Genomic DNA, 22022 nt, shown 5'->3' with positions numbered 1-22022 from the left:
CAAGTTTATTTTATAACAAAGAGTTTACACTTGTGGCACTTAGCTAGCCAGTGGATTGGTCCGCCTCATCTATAATACGGACCGTTTAAACGCAATTGGGGGCTATTTGCGAACAAATAGTCTAGCGTTGCCAAATCCTAACATAACAACCCTTTAACAAATTTTCATATGAAAAATTATAGGCATCTATAAATGAACAAAGAACAGCCGAATTCAATCCTTTATGTTTTTTATGTATCTCTTGTTATTGCCCTTGGCGGTTTTTTAATGGGATTTGATGCATCTGTTATTTCTGGAGTTATAAAATTTATAGAAGCAGAGTTTCGCTTATCTAAAATAGAACTAGGCTGGGCAGTGGCCTCTCTTTCTCTCACAGCAACACTTGCTATGATGACAGCAGGGCCATTAAGTGACAGATTCGGAAGAAAAAACACTCTTAAATGCGCAGCGGCTTTATTCTTTATTTCGGCAATAGCTTCAGCTCTCGCACCTAGCTTTTTAGCATTGGTCATAGCCAGAATGTTAGGTGGCTTAGGCGTAGGTGCAGCATTAATAATTGCACCTATGTATATTGCAGAAATTGGCCCTGCTAAATATCGAGGGCGAATGGTGTCTCTTAATCAACTTAATATTGTTTTGGGTATCTCTACTGCATTTTTTACTAATTACCTAATATTGAATGTTATTAATGGAGATAGCGAATTTATTATATCCCCAGAAATCGAGCAATCAGCTTGGAGGTGGATGCTAGGCATAGAAGCCATACCAGCTTTACTTTATTTTATATGTCTATTTTTTGTTCCGGAGAGCCCTAGATGGTTAATATTGAAAGGAAAAACATCCCAAGCATTAGTGACGTTAAAGAAGGCTTTGGGTGAGCAAGCTGCTATTGAACAGCTTCCAGCCATATCAAAGAGCCTATCAATAGGTGATAACGATTCTAAAGGCTCCATTTTAAGTCTTTTAAAGCCATCAATGCGCCTAGTTATGGTTGTTGGTATATCCATTGCCGTCTTACAACAGATAACAGGGATCAACGCTATTTTCTTTTACGCTCCAATGATATTTGAACAAACAGGTATTGGAACAGACGCATCTTTCATGCAAGCCATTTTGGTAGGCTTAACGAATGTGGTATTTACACTAGTGGCTATTGGGTTAATTGATAAAATAGGCCGTAAATCGTTACTTGTAATTGGTGTAACTGGTATAGCAATTAGCATGTTCACTTTAGCCTATCAATTTAATCTCGCTACCTATACCTTGACTACAGAATCGTTAGCAAAATTAACATCATCGCTAGATGTTCATAATCTAAGCTCAATGATAGATGCAAGCTACTCTAGTGATTTAACCTTTAAAGCGGCCTTGGTTGACGCATTAGGTGCTGACCAAGCTGCAGCTTTAGAAGCAAAGTTAGTTGCAGCAGCCATACAAATGAACGGCACCATAATATTAGTAAGTATACTTAGCTTTGTGGCTTGCTTTGCGGTGTCGTTAGGGCCTGTAATGTGGGTTTTATTTTCTGAGTTGTTTCCAAATAGAATACGCGGAATAGCCATATCGTTTGTTGGTTTAATTAACTCAGGAGTAAGCTTTTTAGTTCAATTACTATTTCCTTGGGAACTTGCGAATCTTGGAGCTGCCTTTACTTTTTCAATTTATGGCGGTTTTGCATTATTAGGACTGGGGATTATTCTAAAATATCTACCAGAAACCAAAGGAAAGTCTTTAGAAGAGCTTGAACTTATTTTAATTAAAAAGTGAATTGGTTCATGAATACAACTGGGATATTTCTGTTTGAATAAGACCTTTATCTCAGTTTATTTCACCTAAACAACTAACACCTTAAAGCCAATAAGAACTAAAATTATACCGCCGAATAATGAGGCTTTACGCTGCAAAAAAGTGCCACTTTTAATGCCAATCCACACACCTAGTAAACTAAAAATAAATGTTGTAATAGCAATTATAAAACAAGCTAGATAAGGGTTTACATTTAAAACTGTTAATGTAAAACCAGCGGCTAGTGCATCAATACTCACTGCTATTGCTAGTAAAAATAGTAGTTTATGAGTAACGATAGACACACTCTCGTTAGGGCCATCACAAAAGGTTTCGTAAATCATCTTACCACCTATCCCTACTAATAAAACAAAAGCAATCCAGTTTTCCCATTCACTCACCCAATTAAAAGTATGATCACCCAGCCAAAATCCGATTAGGGGCATAGCTCCTTGGCATATTCCAAAATAGAGGGCTACCTTGAAACCTACAGTGTGTTCTTTTACACCATGATTAGCACCAATGCTAAGTGCCACTGCAAAAGCATCCATACTTAACGCAATAGCTAATATTACAACTTCAAACATTCAATAATCTCAAATTAATAACCTGCACTGTGGGGTAAATACATGACTAAAAATGGGTGACTCAAAAACACCAAAAATTAATGTGCATAATAAAATATAAAAGGCCGTTTGATAAACACTTATCAAACGGCCTTTAAATTCTAAACTAAGCTAAATTTTAAATGTATTACATTTTTAAATAGCTATTTTCGTTCATCTAAATTAGTAACAAATTGGGATACAGCTTCAACTACTTTTTGAGCGCCTATACGAATCTCATCGATTACGTCATTGGTATGGCTTAAACGCTCAGCAACGTCATTTGCGGTGCCTTTACTATTATTGATTGTTGCAACAGCTTGATCTGTTAACTCTTGGTTTTTAGAAACTACATCTACAATTTCTTTTGTAGCCAAGCTAGTTCGTGATGCTAGCTCCCTAACTTCATCTGCAACCACCGCAAAACCTCTACCCTGCTCACCAGCCCGAGCCGCTTCAATTGCTGCATTTAATGCCAATAAATTAGTTTGGTCTGCAATACTGCTAATAGACTGAATTATCGTGCTAATGGTTTTCGATTGAACTTCTAGGGCATCGATATTTTCTGAAGCATATGTCATCTGGCCATCTAATTGCTGCATAACCTTTGCAGTCTGCTCCATCAAATCCGCGCCCTGCTTTGCGTTTTCATCAGTGGTCTGTGAAATATCAAAGGCAATCATAGCTGCTCTATTTGTGCGCTCTTCTAGTTGTACTTGCTCAGTTATCACCGTGGCAAATTTAACAATTTTGTATAACTTCCCATAATTATCAAAAATTGGATTATAAGACGCCTCTAACCAAACAATATTATTATGTTTATCAACCCGTTTAAAACGAGATGCTATAAACTTACCTTCGTTTAGCCTTTGCCAAAAAGCCGCGTACTCAGGAGAATTTGTTTCTTCATCTAAACAAAACATTCTATGGTGCTTGTGTTTAATTTCTTCGAGGCTATAGCCCATTCCCTGTAAGAATAACTCATTAGCATGTTCAACTAATCCGTCCGGTGTAAACTCTATTACTGCCATTGAACGAAGTAACGCAGACATCATGTTCTCTTGATGCACTGACTTTTCAATTGTTCTTGTCAGATTACTCGCAAACACGTCAAAAGAAGTACAAGCTCCGGCTATATTGGTAATAGGCTGTAAAATAATTCTCAACCAAATTACCTTATCTGCGTTTTGCAATTCTACCGCACCAGACCAATGCTGCTTAGACTCAATTGCCTTTCTAAGTTGCATAAAGTGTGGAGTATTTCGGGATTTTTCATGAACCAATTCGGTAAAACGAGTATTAACAACATAACTTTCTGATAACTCGGTTTCTGATAGAAATAAAGAATTAACGTTCTGAACGATACCATCTTGGGAGAGAGTAAGATGAAGCATCTCTTGGCTTAAACTATCTAGAACTTGCCTTTTAAGATGTAAACGCTCTTTGTAGTTTGATATTTCAGCTTGTAACTTTTTATTGTTAAACATTATTTTCTAATTTCCTGTTATCTAGCAAAGTATTCTTATTTTCCGTGTTCTCAGCTCACACTATGAACTCACTATAGGCTATACAATCCATTAAAGAGCTTAAGTGTGAAATCAAATACACTTAAAATTAAAGCGATCTTTCTACCTTCTAATTATTATCATCGGCCGAACACCAAAAAACATTTAATAATTCTTTAGCTTCAACGTTAGTGTTAATGCTTGTACTTAGCATACTTAGATTTGATAAGTGCTAAGAGTAGTGATAATTCTCAAACATTAAAATAATTATTACAGAAAAAAACAAACTTATGGAAGATAAATTACCCAGCGACTAAAATTGGGCTTATGTCGCACTCGTTTTTCAAGCAAACAACTGAGTTCTTTTGATACTAAGACGTATTTCCCTAATTTCACCGTCATGTAAAAATAAAGCTTTGCTATGTTCTCTGCTTAAGCTAGAGCCCTTAAAACGCTCTACACTTCCATCTAAGAAACTAACAACTAGATGTGGTTGCGTCTCAGTAATCTCATAAATAATGGGGACTTGGCAATAAGTAAACCCTAAACCATTAACCGGAACTTCAATAGAAGCTGGCCTATGATTAACGTCAAAGTAATGAAGCACCCTTGCTTCAACCAAAAACTCCTGAGGGCGCAAGATACTGGGAGAAAAGTGTATTTTACCTCCTTTAATATCAATCCCTAGTTCTCCAAAACGAGTAAGAATTTCCTCTTTAACTTGGCCTGTCATTCCAGGCTGCTGGGCTCCTCCATGCTTTGGTGTATGTGAATATGGGTCACATGGAAAAGCACCATACTCTTTTGGGGTTTTATTGAAACCAATACCCTCTCTTATTCGATAGTAGAGCTCCCCACAATGTTTAAGCACCGCTGGCTCTGCTGACTCAGCAATCCCTCTGTCGTAATTTTCCTTTACTGCTAACAAGAGTTTAGCCACCATGTGCCAATACACGCACCCCAAGCCTTCAAAACCAAACATACCACCGGACCTTCCCGTGAACGCACTGTGATTGAAAACCTCCTCATAAATTTTTTCGATTTGACTGATGGCATGGAAGTCCAGTTTGTCGTAGGAGGTCGTAAGTTTGCCGAGTTGCTCTAATAAATCGTCATTGTTTTTAATATTTGCATTAAAGCGATAACGCCCTTGAACATCACGTAAAACAATACGTTCATCTTTCTTGGTTAACATCTCCATTAATATTGGAGAAGGCTTTACTTGAGATTCAGTAAGAATATTTTTTTGTAAAAATGGAATTTGAGCGCGATCTGGATAAAGCATAAATGTTTTCTGATCAGCACGATAAATATCGCTTTCAAACAATCTATCTATCACTTTAGTCACTTCCTCTATGGGGATAGCACCAGAGCTAAGAGCAGCAACTTGGCCTTCTAACATGGGATACAAGTGAGTCACAGTGGCAGTGTTAGATGATATCTCGAGTAAATTATAAGAATGGTACAGTCCATCGCTACGTTTACTGGTTTCAATGGTGTGTTCTATTACCTTTAATGAGCAGCTCAATAACTCTTTTATTTTTGTAATATTACATTCTATTTTGTGGCTAAACCTTTGACTCTGGTATACGGCTAAACGATAACGGGACGCTGCAGTGCCAAGCTCTGCTAAAACCTCAAAACGCAGAGCACTAGAGACTGGTTTACCATTCAATTTCCCACATAAATTCGACAGTATTCTGGTGGATTCATGTAACCATAAAACCACTTCATATGAGACATTAACCTCACCAGTTTCGTTATCAATCAATGATTGGAAAAACCTAACATAACGGCTCAAGTAGTTGAGGGTAACCATAGACAAACCTTGACCTACAATAGCGTTATTAGCATCATTCCATTCTGGCCTTTGTGTGTTTAACCAAATGCCACCATCAACAACAAAATTTCCTAGTTTACAAAGCAGAGGAACTATTAGCTTTTCAAGTAAATTTACTTGATAAACCTCCCCCTCTTCATCCAAAATCAATTTCCCATCAAAGCCTATTTCCAGCACTCTTTTATCGATAATCTGCGCTGCGTATTCATCAAAATCAACAGTGTTTTTTGCATCCTTTAATATACTTTCGAATGACTTGATTCGATAAGGCACATTCGCATAACAAAACATGTCTTGATGTAACATTTTATTCAAACGCTCTGGATGAAACTTATGAGACAACTCAAGCATTTTTTGAAGGTAAATAATCTGATGATCGCCCCAGTAACCAATAAAACTCCAAGGGTCTTCTGGCTCTTCAATCTCCCACTCTATTCCCTGTTTGGTAATCCTGTAAGGGTTATATCCATCGATAGTTGAAGCGTTAATAAATTTAGAAATAACATTTTCAATAAACTCAGGGTAGCTGAAGGTTAGCGCCTCCCAATTTTGAAAAATATCTCGCCAATTACCTTGATAGGAAAGTAAAGGCTCGCCTTGAGTATCCTTTAGCTTAATCTCAAATTGGTTCCAAGGTCGACTAGGGTCGCCATGTCTGCGGCCAAAGGTTATAGGTAAATATTCATTGGCTAAGCGCTGTAATTGAAGATCTTCTAAGCTAGCAATAGCAGCGGTAAACGCACTAACTTCCATGGTTCTGGGAAGTTGCTGCAATGCACCAATATGCCTGTTACAGATAACTTGGTTAAAGGCTTTAACGGTCTCGATAAAGTCACTAGTTAATATTGAATATTTGTCATTGAACACCCCACCTCGTAAATCATTAAATAAGGTGTTTGCATAATGGTGGACACAGACGTTCTCTTCATTTGTAACTTGAAGGCCATCTGTCGCTGCCACTATTTTTATAAGTTTGTTGGAGCCGTCTAAAATAGACCTATCAACCAAATCACCTACATAGTCTTTATTACTTAATTTTTCTAAAAGGTTAGCCACTTGACTTTGACTTTGTTCGATATTCGCAAGCAATTTCCAATTTTGTTTAGATTTAATCCCAATGGTTACTTGAGCATTAACAAAATAAGCCCCTCGAATTCCTCTTTTAAAAGTCTCTGTAACTAAAGAACTATCTTCAGAAAAAGCACTTAACTGTTCATTACTTAACAAAATTGTTGGGTTGTTTAACCCAATTGAAAACACAGTATTGGCTTTTAGTGACTCACTTGGAGCTGCTCTATCGGTTATCCCTGAATAAACCGTATACATAGCAAGCCCTGTTGTTTCGTCAAGCTCTGACCATTTATAGGCATCAACTAAATTACTCGATACACTTTGGGTTAAACGAGGAGTTCCAGCTGGTAAAATATTTTGTAAACCGTCTACTAATTCAATTTTTACAGGTTCATCACTTAAATTCTCAAGTTCACAATCTCGGCAAAAACCAAACTCGTCACTTGTTTTCCAGGTATAACGAAATACTAACTTTAGGTCGACATTAACTTCTTCGAAGCAAAGTTTGTCTCCTACTGTGTTTTTATATAAATTCTGAACGGTTTTAAATTGGCGATTATAGTCTCTATTGAAAGGTTGCCAGTGATAGGTGTTACTAGACAAGCCAAGCTTAATTAGTGTTTTAGGACCCGTATTTAAGTAACTTTCATGAATTCTATCTACGGGAGCGTAAGGAAATAATGCCGTTTCAGGAGAGACTCTCCCAGCTGTTAATCCTCCAGTGGAGGATACAAATAACCAGTGGTCACTATCTGACACTAAGCTAATAAAAAATGGTTTCATTTTATCTAGGTTACGAATGGCATAATAACGCTCACCTGCCATATCAATAAATTCACCACTTGTAGTTTGATTTGCCTCAGCAAACTCAGTCATCGTAACACTCACTTCATGAAAAATAGGGTTAAGGTAGGCGTCTTCCTATAATTCATAATCTTGGATTAATTAAGGAAGCGTCGAGCTAATATGTTAATTTCTATGATGCTATTAATGCATAGTAATTAAAAAGCACAGAGGCTAATAAATCAGTAAAAATTCGCAATTAAAACAAGCCAAACAGGACGTAAGCCACGACCAACAAGATTTATTGTTTACCTAACTCTTGAAGAGATACTTTGCGGCCTAGAGGCCATTATCTAACAAACATTACCTTAAAATAAGGGGCTGCCGCCTTCATTAGCTTCTTTATTGAACTCTCAAGTAAAAATCAAGAAAACGTTTTCATAAAAATAGTCCAACTGGCCTTACTTTTGGTTCATTTTGACTTATTTTCATTGTGTAAACACCAAAGTAAAATAAGGTTACAATGTTAATAAAAAGTATAAAAATTACCTTTAAATAACAAAGTTAACTAGTGCGTCCCAATAAATAACTTAATATGACTTAGAAGTTTTTAGTTGACGCTAACCAGTTAATTCAGTTGAAACACCTAATTCAATACAAACTTGGGATCTTTATACACATTACCATGCAACAACCCTATTAGAAGCGTTTAAATTTTTAGATGAAGAAACACAGTCAAGCTTTGCTGCAAAACAAGTTGATTCAACAAAAGGTCGACACCTTACTTAATAATATGACTATCGAGCAAAAAGTCGGTCAGATGACTCAAGCTGAACGCATGACCTGTACGCCAGAGCAAGCAAGGCAATATCATATAGGTTCAATTTTAAGCAGCGCAGGTTCAAGCCCAAACAATAATCATCCTGAAGGTTGGGTAAATATGAATGAGGCTTATTGGCAAGCATCAACCCAAAAAGACAACGCCCATTTAGGGATCCCTATTTTATATGGTTTAGACGCGGTTCATGGCAACAATAATGTCAGCGGCGCAACAGTGTTCCCCCATAATATAGGCTTGGGTGCAGCTAACGATGTAAAATTGTTAAAAAAAATTGCCACTATAACCGCCAAAGAAGTATTAGCAACTGGGGTGGACTGGAGTTTTGCTCCCAACCTAGCAATCGCTCATGATACCCACTGGGGCCGCACCTATGAAAGCTATGCATCAAAGCCAAAACCCGTTATTAAATATGCAGCAGAAATGGTTAAAGGGTTACAGGGAGACTTGTCTGATGACTATATAATGGCATGTGCTAAACATTGGATAGCTGATGGTGCAGCAAGCTATGGAATTGACCATGGCGATGCTATTTTGAGCTGGGAAGAATTACAGAAAACTCATATCCCGCCATTTGTAAAAGCAATAGAATCAGGCGTACTTAGTATCATGGTATCTTTTAGCAGTTGGAATGGAGACAAGTGCCATGGACACAAATTTTTGTTAACCGATACTTTAAAGCAAAAATTAGGATTTGAAGGCATAATCATTTCTGACATGCAGGGTATTGATTACTTAGCTGAAGACTTTTACCTCGCCGTCGCTTTGGGAGTAAATGCTGGAATAGATATGTTCATGGTTCCAAGAAACTGGGCAATGTTTATAGATAACCTCATTAGTCATGTCGAGTTAGGTACAGTAGCTATTTCCCGAATAAACGATGCTGTTAGGCGTATATTAACTGTAAAATTTGCATTTGGTTTATTTGATAAACCTAGCCCAGCAAAAAGGAAATGGTCAAATCATGCATCATTTGGCTCTAGTGAACATAGACAAGTCGCCCGAGAAGCAGTGCAAAAATCTTTAGTGTTGCTAAAAAATGAAAGCAATATCCTCCCCTTAAGCAAACAATCCAAAATACTTGTAGCGGGTAAAAATGCCCATAACATAGGCCATCAATGTGGTGGGTTTACTATTAATTGGCAAGGTATTTCAGGTAACAAATGTATTCAAGGTGGTACCTCAATTTGGCAAGGAATATCTTCCTTAGCCAAGCATGCTACATTAAGTCAAAACCAAGGAGAAGACGCAGATCCAGCACTTCACGATTTTGCAATTGTCGTAATAGGAGAAACCCCCTATTCAGAAGGGCAAGGTGATATTCGGGTTGATGATAAACAGGTATTAGAATCAGGTACTAAAATAAATGGGCAAATGAAATTACTCAAAGCATATGGAGATTCCCTGGAACTATCTGATTTTCATCCAGAAGATATACAAACCATAAAAAACATCACCGATAAGGGGATACACGTTATTACTGTATTAATTTCGGGCAGGCCCCTTATCATTGACAATGAAATGGCCCTATCATCTGCTTTTGTGGCAGCTTGGCTACCTGGTTCTGAAGGACAAGGCGTCGCAGATCTTCTATTTGGCGACAAAAACTTTCAAGGAAAACTCGCTTTCGATTGGCCTAAAACCTCTGCTGACGACAATAAAACAAGCCTATTTTCATATGGGTACGGATTAAAGTACCCATAATTTAGTGAGTAACGTTAAGCATGTAAGTGAGAAAAAATCACCCGTAAGGTATTATTCAAAGAACGCTGCACTGTGGGCCAAGAAATAGCAATATTGTCCACTAAACCTTGTCTACAATCAGCTTCTAACCTGTTAACAACATCTGTTAAAGCATCTGAATTTACTTTATCTGCGACCAAGCCTAGCTTACGAGCGCCACTTAAAATCTTAGTTACATCATCTTCATCTACAGCGTTATTGGTATCTTCAATTCCTTTTTGTAATTCATCCATAAGTTCAGTAAGAGCAACAGGCAGTGCCTTATTACTTTGATACTTCTGGAGGTAAGGCAGTAGGTCAAACCACACACTAGGATCACTTGGCATTTCTATGTTCCCAATTGCAGATTGCTTTTCATTAACACTAACGGGCACCTGCTCAGCGGCCTGCTGCAATTCTTCTTTGTGAGCTGATAATAAAGCGGACTCTTGCTCTGCTAATTTAGCCTGATTAGTCTGCAGCTGTTGTTGAGCATCTTGCAAAGCCATTTCTTTACTATCTAATTGATTTTTACTGCTTGTTAACTCTTTCTCTAATTTTTGCAGCTGCTTAGTCAAGGCTTCATGATCGCTGTGCTGGGCATGCAAAGACTCTTTACTTTGAGAATACTCTTTTTGTACGGCTTCTAATTCTTCAGTTAGCTGTGCTTGTTTCTCCTCAAGGGATTGAATGCTCTTTTCACTTCCTTGTAAGCTTCTTTGCTGCTGAGCTAGTTGTTGCTGTAGTTTTTTCTCTTGCTGTTCTTGCAAGGCTAAACGAGTTTGTAAAAAGTCTGCTTGCTGTTTAGCATTACTCAATTCCAATTGTAAACTTTGCTCAGCGCTTTGGGTTTCATTCACCTGAGACTCAGCATCTTGTAATTGCTCTAAATTATTATGTAGCTTCTGTTTTAATTGGTTGTTTTGTTTTTCAGCTTCAACAAGCGCTAATTGCAGCTGTTTCTTTTGTTCTTCAATTTCAGCATGATGTGCACGCCATTGCTCGTCGCTGCCTTGGATCATTTCACGTTGTTTAATTGCTCGGCTTTCAACATCTGTTAACTCTACAGTCAACTGTTCTAACTTCTGTTGCTGGGCAATACGTGCAAGCTTTTCTGCATCTGCTTGGCGCTTAATATCATCTAAATTAACCTGGGTATTTTTTAGTTGCTGACGCTTTGCTTCCACTTCATCTTTTAACGCTTGTTGTTGTCGCTTCCAGTCTTGATCACTTTGGGCAATAGCCTGTTCTTGTTGCTCACTGCGCTTTTCAACTTCTAACAACTCTTCTTGTAATTTTTCATAAAGAGCTTGTTGCTGTTCTTTTTGGGCCTTCTCTGCCTCTGTTTGCTGTTTTGTCAGTAACAACTGCTTCTCAGTTTGTTGTAGTTGTTGCTGCTTGGCTTTGAGCTCTTCTTGTACTTTCTGCTGTTGAAGTTGCCACTCAGCATCACTTTGAGCCATTTGCTGCTGTTGTTTTGAATTACGTGACTCCATTTCTAGCAACTCGGCTTGTAACTTATCAAATAAAGCCTGTTGTTCTTTTTTCTCCTCTTTAGTCTGCTTTTTAGCCTGCTTTAAGTTTTGCTCGGTTACTTGTAATAACTGTTGTTTTGCTAACAACTCTTGGTGCATATCTTGTTGCTGTTGTTGCCATTTTTGGTCCCGTAGGGCACTTTCTTCCTGCTGTTTCTGATGGCGAGTTTCCATTTCAGCTAATTCAGCTTGCAAGGTTTCAAATACAGCTTCTTGCTGTTTTCTTTGCGCCTTTTCAGCTTCACTTTGCTGTTTGGCTTGATGTAAATATTGCTCTGTTTCTTGGAGCTGTAATTGTTTAGCTTCAAGCTCTTGTTGCACTTTATGCTGTTTACTTACCCACTGTTGCTCAATCTTAACCATTTCCTCTTGCTGGGACTGGCTTCGACTTTCCATTTCACTTAACTCTCGCTGCAACTGATCGAAGCGCTTTTGTTGCTCTTCTCTGGCCTGCTTTTCTCTAGTGGCCGCACGTTCAGTTTCATTAAGCTTTTCTTGGGTTTGTTGTAACAGCTGTTGTTTTTCCGCTAGCTCTTGAGTTAGCTGACTTTGCTGTTTTTCCATGTCTCCTTTTTGCTGATTAGACATTTCTTCAAACTTTTGCATTTCACTTTGTAAATGCTCAACATGGCGCACTTTATTACTTAATTCTGATTGCGCCATTTTGTAAGTTTGTTCGATATTACGTTTTTGCTTTTGCGCCTCTTCACTGGCTTTTCGTTGGTTCATTAACTGTTTACGTAATTTATCACTCACATCATCCGAACGGTTTAATTCAGATTGCAAAGACATGATTTGACTGCCAACTTCAGTAATCTGTTGATCTTTAGCGCCAATTGATTGCTGCAGTTCTTCTATTTCTGCTACAAAGTCATTCATTTTAGCTTGTTGCAGAAGCTGCTGTTGTTTTAACTCTTCGGTATTTCTTTCACTTGCAACTAGCTCTTCTTGGGCTGTTTTATATTTCTGTTCGCTATTTTGCAATGCATCTGAAATTTGATTTCTTTGCTCCTGCAAACCTCTCACTTTTTCTGTTGATTCTTGAAGTTGTATCGTTAGCTCTGAATTTGCACTTTGGACTTGGCTTAACTCTTCTCGACTTGCGTTATAATCACATTGGAGCTGCTTCAGGTGATGGGTGATATTTTCGTGAGCTTGTTGTAAATCACTAAATTCATTTTGTTTTTCTGAAAGATGCTCTTGGGCTACTTGCAACTTACTTTCTGTATCAACCAAGCTGCGAGTTTTGGTTTCCAATTGCTTTTGACTGGACTCAAATAACTTTTGCTTTTCTTCTGCCTGTTGAGCGGCGGCTTTTTGTTTATTTATAGCTTCTATACGAGCTTGGTCGGCCTGTTGAATCTCTCTAAAGTCAGCCCAAATACATAAAATCGAATCAAATTCTTTCCCTTTGTACATAGGCACATAGGTAACATGGCAAGGTAATAACTGTTGATTGACCTGATGCTGCCAAGGCATTGACTTGGCTTGCCCATCTAATTTGACTTTAGTGATGTGCCTCTCTAGTTCTTCAGTTGCTATATGATCAATGTTTAAGTTATCCGCATAAGGAGTACTTCCAAGTAACTCTTGCTCATCTTCAACCTCAAAGAAATCACAGGCGGCAGGGTTAAGTTTCGTAAATCCTCCCTCCCCTAAAATTGCCATTGGCATACTGCTGTGGAGTAATAGGCCGTCAAACTTATCTTGATGATATTGCTCACCCGTTCTGTCTGATATCCAACAAAGATATTCTTGTCGCTCTTTATTTAATAAATCGACATGTAATTCACTCGGATGCAACTCGTCTTTCTTACCCTTGAGCTTAGCTTGAAAGGCTCTTAGGCGGCCAGTTTTATGTATCGTTTTAGCAGCCTTACCTGCGTTACTGGGGTCGGAAAACAGCTGATAAAAGGTATCCTTTTTAAGCTCCCTTTCACTGAGGCCTAACCTGTCTGTCATTGCAATGTTAGCTTGTATGATCCTATCTTCTGCGTCTATGGTAGCGACAGCAGCCGGAGCTAAATCCAAAATAGTAGTAAAGTGTTTTCGCTCTTCTACCAGCTTTTGCTTCGCACGGGTTAGCTCAGTTAAGTCCTGTAACATGCACACGGCACCTGCACGATTATTTTTATCATCAGAATAAAACTTAAGTTTTAATTTAATAATATGAGTACTGCCATCCTCCTGGGTCACTTCAAACTCTTTTTCATGGCCTACATTAAGACCACCAAAATTTGTACCTGTTTCACTATGGAGTTTAACTATATGCTTTGGCAGCCCTGTGATGACCTCTATACCTTTTTGCTGGATACTCTTTAACTTCACATTAAAAAGCTTTTCAAATGCGGTATTACAATCAACAAATCTACTTTCATTATCAAGAACATAAACAGGGTTAGGGTTACTATGTATATGAGTTTTAATTTGCTGATAACTTGCTTGAACTAAACGTTTTGACTCTTCAATTTCAGACCTATCATAGACAACAAAGTCAAAGCGAACGCTATTCCCTGCTTTGTCTTTTTCACGGCACATGCCAACTAGCCTAGCAGGTAGTACTCTAGAATGAATATTATCAACAGGCACCGTACCACTTACTTTTGGTTGTTGATCATGGCCTATTAAGATCCCCAAATTTAATTCAAACCTATCTTTAGCTTTTGCTTGGGTTATAGCTTGCTCCCAATCAAATATATCTTTTTTATCGATTAGCGCTGTGAAATCCTTAAGCTCACCAGAAAAGATATCGTCACGGTCAAGCAAATTGGCAAAAACCTGATTAGCTGAAAATGTTTTAGCCTCTAAATCTATAGAAAGCTGGCCAATTTGATTACTATCAAGAGCGGATTCATAGTAATTTAACTGGTCTTTGTGAACAGAAATTTCAGTTTGATAATTACTAATATCGACTAAAGAAATAACATTGCTGATCTTGTTAATTTCATCTTGATGTTGAACAAAGCCCAACTGTAAATGGCGCTTACTAGTTTTTACATAAGTTTGAAAATGGCTGTATTTAGGAGATGACAAGCCTTTGCTGAGCTGCTCTTGTTCATCGTTATTAAAAAATTCAAATACAGATCTGTTGGTTAAACTTTTTTGATTACTGCCTAATAGAAAAGCGGCTACTGTATTAGCAAAGATAATTTCACCGGCGCCATTAATGTGTAGCATGCCCACCTTAAAATCATTTAACAATGCTTGTTTAGCAGCCATCTCACTATCGTGACGAGCTAGCTTTCTCCGTAACCGGTAAAGATTAAACTTTGAAATAAGTAACGTAAGTACTAAAAAGGCGAACGTTGAAGCAGCGCCAATAAGCCCTAAATTTATGGTCTCAACGCTTTGCTCTAGTACTTTTTGTCCCACTGCAAAGCTTGCATTACTTACCAGCAGTAAACTTAAACAAATATTTTTAATCAACTTTAACAGCCTAGTTTTGGGCGCTAAGGCGCCAATTTGAAAATTAGAATTTTTAGTAGAATATAATAAGTTACTGGTTAAAAAGATGTGAGCTAAAGCATCTAGGTATTAAATAAAATACCTACCTACTAGGCTATTTTGTGGGCTTAATTAAGGTTTATCAGAATTTACCACTGAGCTTTTTAAAGCCTTTGTGAAAAACACCTGTTAAAACATTCAACTATCTGAATATCTCTAAGATAATAAAGGGGAGTAAGATTTCGTTTAAAACTACAACGGTTATTGCTTTGGCTGCAAATATATACTTTATTTGAATGGTTGAGCGCCCCTTTAAAAGGGCTAAGATAAAAAGCGCTTTTTAAAATCTTCGGATGCAAAGGATCCTTTGATACCGTTTATTTGTAATTGCTCTAACTGGACGTTAGACAGACCAACTATGTTTTTAGCTACATCATACTCATGGGAAATTTCAATACCTGAAACGCCTGGGTCATCAGTATTTAAGGTAGTTAATAGTCCTCGATTCAAAAAAGTCTTAATTGGGTGGTTAGCAGTGTCTATACATGCCCCAGTTTGATAGTTAGACGTCAAACAGCACTCGACCACAATTTCATTTTTAGCCATGTAATCTAAAAGCTTGTCGTCTTGAGCGGCTGCCACACCATGACCAATTCTTGTTGCACCAAGATATTCGATTGCTTGCCAAATACTATCTGGGCCATCTGCTTCTCCCGCATGAACGGTTATGTCCCAAGAGGCTTCGCGAGCAGCTTTAAAATGATCACTAAATTGTTTTGCTGGAAAGCCTTTTTCATCGCCAGCTAAATCTAATGCACAAATTTGATGTTTATATTGAAGTAAAGCATTGAGCTCTTGTTGACAATTTTCTACACCGTAGCTTCGGCTTAAAATTCCAATAAGCTGTACAGGCATATTTAAAGCTTTACTAGCACCTGCAGTACCAGCTATGACGGCTTCGGCTACGGCTTCGATAGGTAAGTTGTGGTGCCTTGCCATAAAGCTTGGAGAAAAGCGAAGCTCAGCGTAAGTTAGGCCCGCAAGTTTTGCGTCTTCAACATTTTCATAGGCAATACGGTAACAAGCTTGCTCTGATGCCAATACAGAAACACCCAATTCCATTTTATGTAAAAAACCCAGCAAGTCAGTGACATTATCATGGGTAAAAGCCTTCCTAGCAAAATCGTCGAATGAAGTGTACGGAAGCTCTATTGAAAACTCTTGGGCCAATTGCCAAATGGTTGACAGACGTATATTCCCGTCTAGATGCCGATGTAAATCCGTTAAAGGTAAAGAAAGGTTAATCACTGAGGCTCAATTTTATCGTTATTCTATGTCTAATTCTTTTAATAAAAGAACTGCTTGGGTGCGGGTTTTTACCCCTAGCTTTTTAAATATTGCACTTATGTGAGCTTTAACAGTGGCCTCTGTAATATTAAGATCTGATGCTATTTGTTTATTTAGCAAACCATCTTGTAACAACTTAATGACCTTAAATTGTTTAGGAGTAAGCTCTGCAACTAAACCTGCAACATCGACAGTGGGCAACTCTACCTCAATAGATTTTTTATGGGCTTCTGGTACCCAAGTACCACCATTCAAAATATGTTTTAAGGCTTCGGCTATAGTGCTAGTAGGCGTGACTTTCGAGATAAATCCTCTTGCACCTAAACTCATGACTTTGCTGACAACTTGAGTTGAATCACTTGCAGAAATAACTGCGACTGGCAAATCTGGAAATGCTTGTAAAACTCTTATAAGCCCCAAAAAGCTGTCACAACCCGGCATATTCAAATCCAATAAAACTAAGTCAAAAGGTTTATTACTCTTCAGCGTAGCAATCGTAGAATCTAATGAGTCAGCCTGTTTAATATTAAGATCTTCAAATAGCGGTGTTAAAGCACCTACTAAAGCCTCTCTAAATAAAGGATGATCATCAGCAATTAAAAAAGTTGTCATTCATGTAACCTTGTCTTGTTTTTTATCAGGATAGCTTTGACCCTGAATTCACAGTATTCCGTTGTATTGTAAGAGTACTAAGAATCCCCGCTTGTGGATATACCTAAACAGGATACAGATCAAATTTACTGTTATTTTATTGTATTAATGTCTGTGTATCGGCTTGATGTCAATAATCACCAACTAAAAAGTTGATTAATAACAAGTGTATAAAATTCATCGTCACATTTTAATCACTCATCGCCAACTTTATAATTAACAGTTATCTATTGATGAAAATTGATTGCAATTAGCCTCGCAGGTAGAATTGCGGAAATTTATTCTAAATCCCGCAATTTATGATGCAATCAAGCAAAGACGCCATTTATTCAAAACCTCAGAAAGTAGATGCATTTAGTTTTGACCAATCCGTAGCAGAAGTATTTCCGGATATGATCCAACGTTCTGTTCCCGGCTATAACACTATTGTTGATACAATTGGCCAAATTAGTGCGCAATTTGCACAGCCCAATACATCAATTTACGACCTTGGGTGTTCATTAGGCGCTGCAAGTCTATCAGCTAGTAAATATATTCAGGCTAAAAACTGTAAAATTATCGCAGTTGATAACTCAGAAGCCATGGCCAAGCGCTGCGAATTACATGTACAAGCATTTAAAGCTAACACCCCAATTACCGTCATTTGCAATGATATTCAAAATATAGATATCAACGAAGCTAGCGTGGTCATAATGAACTTCACTTTGCAGTTTATTGATCCACAATTAAGGGATGCCATAATCCAAAAAATTTATAATGGTTTAAAGCCAGGCGGTATACTCATCTTGTCCGAAAAGCTAAGTCATAGTACACAAAAGGGCAATGAGTTATTAATAGATTTACATCATGAGTTTAAACGTCGTAATGGTTACAGCGAGTTAGAAATCAGTCAAAAACGAACAGCCTTAGAAGATGTAATGCGGATAGAGTCATTTGAGCAGCATAAATCTCGGATAACAGCAGCTGGCTTTGACGATCTCGTTCACTGGTTTACCTGTTTCAATTTTTCTTCTATGGTGGCGATAAAGTCTTAGATTAAGCACACCTATTTTAGTTAAGTAGAAATAAATGCTTCTTTATCCCGTTTATTTTTTGCAATAGTAATATCAATTTTTCTCAATGCTAGATGCCAACAAAAGAGCCTAGCAAAATTAAGGAGGCCTCTTGGCTGTCACTTGGTTCAACGATTTTTATAAGCAATTAGCTGACTCCCCTCTTAGCCATTGGTTAGAGGTATTACCAGCACAAATTGCGACTTGGCATAAAGAGCAATTACATGGCGACTTTAATAAATGGGTAAAACTACTTAACAAGCTGCCTAACACTGATGTTTCAAAAATTAATATTAGTGAAGGAGTCGAGTTTGGTGTTGCATCGGATGTAGATGAATACACCCAAAAACAATTTACCGGCTTACTCAAACAATTTATGCCATGGCGTAAAGGACCATTTAATATTCACGGTGTGCATATTGACACTGAGTGGCGTTCTGATTGGAAGTGGGACAGAGTACAACCTCATATTCAAAGCCTAAAAGATAAATACGTACTGGACGTTGGTTGTGGCAGCGGTTATCACATGTGGCGTATGTTAGGTGAAAACGCAAAAATGGTTGTCGGTGCAGACCCTTCGCAGTTATTTTTAATGCAATTTCAAGCAATAAAGCATTTCAATCCTGATCCTAGAATACACCTAATGCCGGTTGGGGTTGAGCAACTCCCCGAGCTTAATGCCTTTGATACTGTATTTTCCATGGGAGTCTTGTACCACAGGAGAAGCCCAATAGACTTTTTGTACCAATTAAAAAACCAACTACGTAAAGGTGGTGAATTAGTACTTGAAACTCTAGTAGTCGAGGGGGATGAGCAAACCGTATTTATGCCTGGAGAGCGTTATGCACAAATGCGTAATGTTTGGTATTTACCTAGTACGGCTGCTTTAACCCTTTGGTTACAGAGGGTTGGATTTAAAAATATCAAAGTAGTTGATTTGGCACAAACCACAATTGAAGAGCAACGAGCAACTGAATGGATGGACACTCAGTCACTGGAAGACTTTTTAGATCCTGATGATCACAATAAAACGATTGAAGGTTACCCTGCTCCATTAAGAGCAGTATTAATTGCTGAAAAGTAACCTCTGTTGACTTTTTGGTTAGTTAATAAAATCGTATATGTCTTGTAACAAACGCTTATGAGATGGCTTGTGGACATACATCATGTGACCACCTGGGTAATATGTCATAGTAACATTTTTACGCTGAAAACCATGACGAGCAACCGTATACTCAGCGTCAAAAAACGGAGTAACTAAATCATAGTAGCCACTGGCTACCAACAATTTTAAATCCTTATTTTGACGCATTTCTTTGCTCAGTATTCTGGCTACTTTTACATATTCAGGTTCCCCATAGGCGTTTGGCTCTATAGCTGACCAATCCCAGTTTTTGCCCACTTTCGAAGAACTAAGATAATATGGAGTTTGCAGGTTAACTTTAAGGTCATTTTGCATGTATTCATTTATGGCAACAGCATATGCACTACCTATACTTTCACTGGCAGCATCACTGGTTGGGCGTCCAGCAATCACATCAATCTCTTCAGAAGTATAACGGCCATCAAGTATACCAATGGTTCTGCCTTCATCTCTGAGTAGCTCTTTTGCAAAGCGACCAGACAGTATTCTTAAGTCTGACTGTAAAATATAGGTCTGGCTTAAGCCTATGAAAGAAGACATTTTAGCGGCAATCTCTTGCTTTTCAGCAGCGCTTAATAAATTACCTTTAAATAAAGCAGGTAAATATTCATCAACAGCAAAGGTACGACTTTTATCTAGGAAAGATTCGAGTGGCTCTCCTACTCCTGCTTTTTGGTGATAATGGGCAACAGCAGTTAATGTTGGGAAATAAGTAACAAATGCTAATAGATTATCATCCACTGGGGTACTGCCAGTGTAATCCATAGCTTGGGATATCATCACTATGCCATTCAATGCTATGTCTAAACCATTAGAGCGTAGCGCCTTAGCCACCCCTACTGCTCTTGGGCTACCATAACTTTCACCTATAAGGTATTTAGCAGAATTCCAGCGTTTATGCTTAGTTATCCAAATTCTAATAAATTCAGCAATTGAGTCTGTGTCTGCTTTTAACCCCCAAAAATCTTCTGCTTTTCCATCACCAACTAATCGACTATACCCAGTACCTATAGGGTCAATAAACACTAAATCTGCCTTGTCCAGTATTGTCAATTCATTGTCACTGAGACCAAAAGGTGCAGCCCCGTCATCACTTGAAGCGTCACTGACTACATTAATGTTTTTTGGCCCTAATAACCCCATATGTAACCAAGTAGATGCCGACCCCGGCCCACCATTAAAAATAAAGGCAACAGGACGATTAGTATTTTTGTCATTAGTTCTAAAATAACTTGTTGAAAACAAGTGGCCAACCACCAGGCCTTCTTCATTGGACAGTGCTGTTTCAGCTGCAACTACATCATAATTAACTTTAACACCGTTAAATTTGCCTTTATGTGATGTGTGAAAACTGACTAGCTTTGGAATGCTTTTTTGACTCTTTTCTTCACTTTCTTTTGGCTCCTGCGCTGAAACAGCGATATTTACTGCTATCCCTACGAAGAACACACACAACTTTACAGTTTTGCTTTTAAACATAAAGGCTCCTAATTAAGTCTTCAATACAGTTAGCTTAACTGCATTAGATATATATTTTACTGAGTGAAACTTTAGTACCAATTTAACTAACCCAACCAGCTGGACTAGGATTTAATTAGGCGCTGTGCTCGTTTTGGCATTCGGGTAACTAACTCGTAGCCTATTGTACCCGCCCATTTCGCCACCTCATTAGCAGATAGGTTTTTCCCCCAAAGCTCAACATGATCGCCAACCTTAGCTTCTTTTAAATCAGTCACGTCAACTGAGATTAAATCCATAGACACCCTACCAACTAAACAAACTCTCTGGTGATTGACTAATACCGGTGTTCCAGACTTAGCCGTTCTGGGGTAACCATCACCATAACCAACAGCTATAGTTGCGATCAAAGACCTTCTTTTAGCTGTCCAAGTGTCGCCATACCCTACCGATTCGCCTGCATTTATCCAGCGCACAGCAATAATACTTGATTCAAACGACATCACTGCCTGCAACTTATCAGCATATTTTTGAGGCTCTAAAAATGGACTCAAGCCATACAACATAATACCTGCACGATTCCAATCTCCATGGCTATTAGGACGGGCTAAAATAGCTGCAGAATTAGCCAGACTGATGGGTATATCCTTGGTATGAATAGTATCAAGGCATTGTTCAAACATATTGATTTGCCGCTGTGCACTGGTGGATGCCAAGTCATCAGCATGAGAAAAGTGGCTCATTAAAACAATATTACTCACTTGCTGGCACCGCTGCAGTTGCGAATAGACGCGTTGAAGCGCTTCAGGGGCAAACCCGAGACGATGCATGCCCGTATCGATTTTTAACCATACCGGCATTGGACGATGAATAGCTGCGTTTTCCAGTGCTTCAATTTGTTCTTGATTATGTATAACAATTTGGCAATTGTGTTCACTAGCAATAGGGATTTCATCAGCACTAAAGCACCCTTCTAGTAATAAGATAGGCTTTTCAATGCCAGCCTGACGTAAGGTTAATGCTTCTTCTAAACATGAGACAGCAAACATTTCAACACTAGACTGGAGCGCTTTAGATATCTCTACAGAGCCATGTCCGTATGCATCAGCCTTTACCACTGCGATTGTTGATGAGTTAGGAGCAAGAGTTTGAGCCAATTTATAATTGGCTTTTAATGCGTCTAAGTCTACATATATTTTAGCTGGTCTGGACATAAGCTGCGTTACTGATCCCTACTGATAA

Annotated in this window: 12 protein-coding genes; 4 read left to right on the top strand and 8 right to left on the bottom strand. The window is 38.3% G+C overall.

Annotation, left to right across the window (positions count from 1 at the left end; genetic code table 11):
- Nucleotides 1-192: 192 nt before the first annotated feature.
- Nucleotides 193-1767, top strand: coding sequence for a sugar porter family MFS transporter (locus tag ACMUMK_RS07000; RefSeq protein ID WP_414700419.1), 1575 nt, complete (start codon nt 193-195; stop codon nt 1765-1767).
- Nucleotides 1768-1832: 65 nt separating this feature from the next.
- On the opposite strand, the gene ACMUMK_RS06995 is transcribed toward ACMUMK_RS07000, so the two are convergent.
- The 3 genes from ACMUMK_RS06995 to ACMUMK_RS06985 all read right to left on the bottom strand — a co-directional run bounded on the left by ACMUMK_RS06995 (nt 1833) and on the right by ACMUMK_RS06985 (nt 7682).
- Nucleotides 1833-2372 carry a manganese efflux pump MntP family protein gene (locus ACMUMK_RS06995; protein WP_414700418.1) on the bottom strand — a complete coding sequence of 180 codons (540 nt, stop codon included), beginning with the start codon at nt 2370-2372 and terminating at the stop codon, nt 1833-1835.
- Between the two features lie 182 nt (nt 2373-2554).
- A complete protein-coding gene (locus ACMUMK_RS06990) occupies nt 2555-3877 on the bottom strand; it encodes a methyl-accepting chemotaxis protein (RefSeq protein WP_414700417.1) in 1323 nt (440 codons plus the stop codon).
- A gap of 361 nt (nt 3878-4238) precedes the next feature.
- Entirely contained in the window at nt 4239-7682 is a 3444-nt protein-coding gene (locus ACMUMK_RS06985; protein WP_414700416.1) for a hypothetical protein, read from the bottom strand.
- Nucleotides 7683-8310: 628 nt separating this feature from the next.
- Between ACMUMK_RS06985 and ACMUMK_RS06980 the strand changes: the two genes are divergently transcribed.
- Nucleotides 8311-10131: a glycoside hydrolase family 3 protein gene (locus tag ACMUMK_RS06980; RefSeq protein ID WP_414700415.1), complete on the top strand. Its 1821-nt coding sequence runs from the start codon at nt 8311-8313 to the stop codon at nt 10129-10131.
- A gap of 14 nt (nt 10132-10145) precedes the next feature.
- Here the strand turns inward: ACMUMK_RS06980 and ACMUMK_RS06975 are convergent, their stop codons facing one another.
- From ACMUMK_RS06975 to ACMUMK_RS06965, 3 genes are all read right to left on the bottom strand, one after another.
- Nucleotides 10146-15110, bottom strand: a complete 4965-nt coding sequence (locus tag ACMUMK_RS06975; protein WP_414700414.1) for a PAS domain S-box protein — start codon at nt 15108-15110, stop codon at nt 10146-10148.
- Between the two features lie 339 nt (nt 15111-15449).
- Nucleotides 15450-16436, bottom strand: coding sequence for an adenosine deaminase (gene add, locus ACMUMK_RS06970; protein WP_414700413.1), 987 nt, complete (start codon nt 16434-16436; stop codon nt 15450-15452).
- 18 nt (nt 16437-16454) lie between these two features.
- Complete coding sequence (locus ACMUMK_RS06965) at nt 16455-17087, bottom strand: response regulator (protein WP_414700412.1); 633 nt, start codon at nt 17085-17087, stop codon at nt 16455-16457.
- Between the two features lie 341 nt (nt 17088-17428).
- Between ACMUMK_RS06965 and cmoA the strand changes: the two genes are divergently transcribed.
- Entirely contained in the window at nt 17429-18160 is a 732-nt protein-coding gene (gene cmoA / locus ACMUMK_RS06960; RefSeq protein ID WP_414701379.1) for a carboxy-S-adenosyl-L-methionine synthase CmoA, read from the top strand.
- Nucleotides 18161-18290: 130 nt separating this feature from the next.
- Nucleotides 18291-19262, top strand: a complete 972-nt coding sequence (gene cmoB / locus ACMUMK_RS06955; protein WP_414700411.1) for a tRNA 5-methoxyuridine(34)/uridine 5-oxyacetic acid(34) synthase CmoB — start codon at nt 18291-18293, stop codon at nt 19260-19262.
- A gap of 18 nt (nt 19263-19280) precedes the next feature.
- Here cmoB and ACMUMK_RS06950 read toward each other — a convergent pair whose 3' ends face one another.
- Both ACMUMK_RS06950 and alr read right to left on the bottom strand, forming a co-directional pair.
- The gene (locus ACMUMK_RS06950) at nt 19281-20801 is read right to left on the bottom strand and encodes a S10 family peptidase (protein ID WP_414700410.1); all 1521 of its coding nucleotides are present in this window, start codon (nt 20799-20801) and stop codon (nt 19281-19283) included.
- A gap of 104 nt (nt 20802-20905) precedes the next feature.
- Nucleotides 20906-21994 (bottom strand): alanine racemase, encoded by a 1089-nt coding sequence (gene alr, locus ACMUMK_RS06945; protein ID WP_414700409.1) that lies wholly within the window; start codon nt 21992-21994, stop codon nt 20906-20908.
- Nucleotides 21995-22022 lie beyond the last annotated feature (28 nt).

The sequence above is a fragment of the Paraglaciecola sp. 2405UD69-4 genome (assembly GCF_047525415.1).
Lineage (GTDB): Bacteria > Pseudomonadota > Gammaproteobacteria > Enterobacterales > Alteromonadaceae > Paraglaciecola.
The sequence above is the reverse complement of the archived record's forward strand: the minus strand, read 5'-3'. Positions and strand labels throughout refer to the sequence as shown.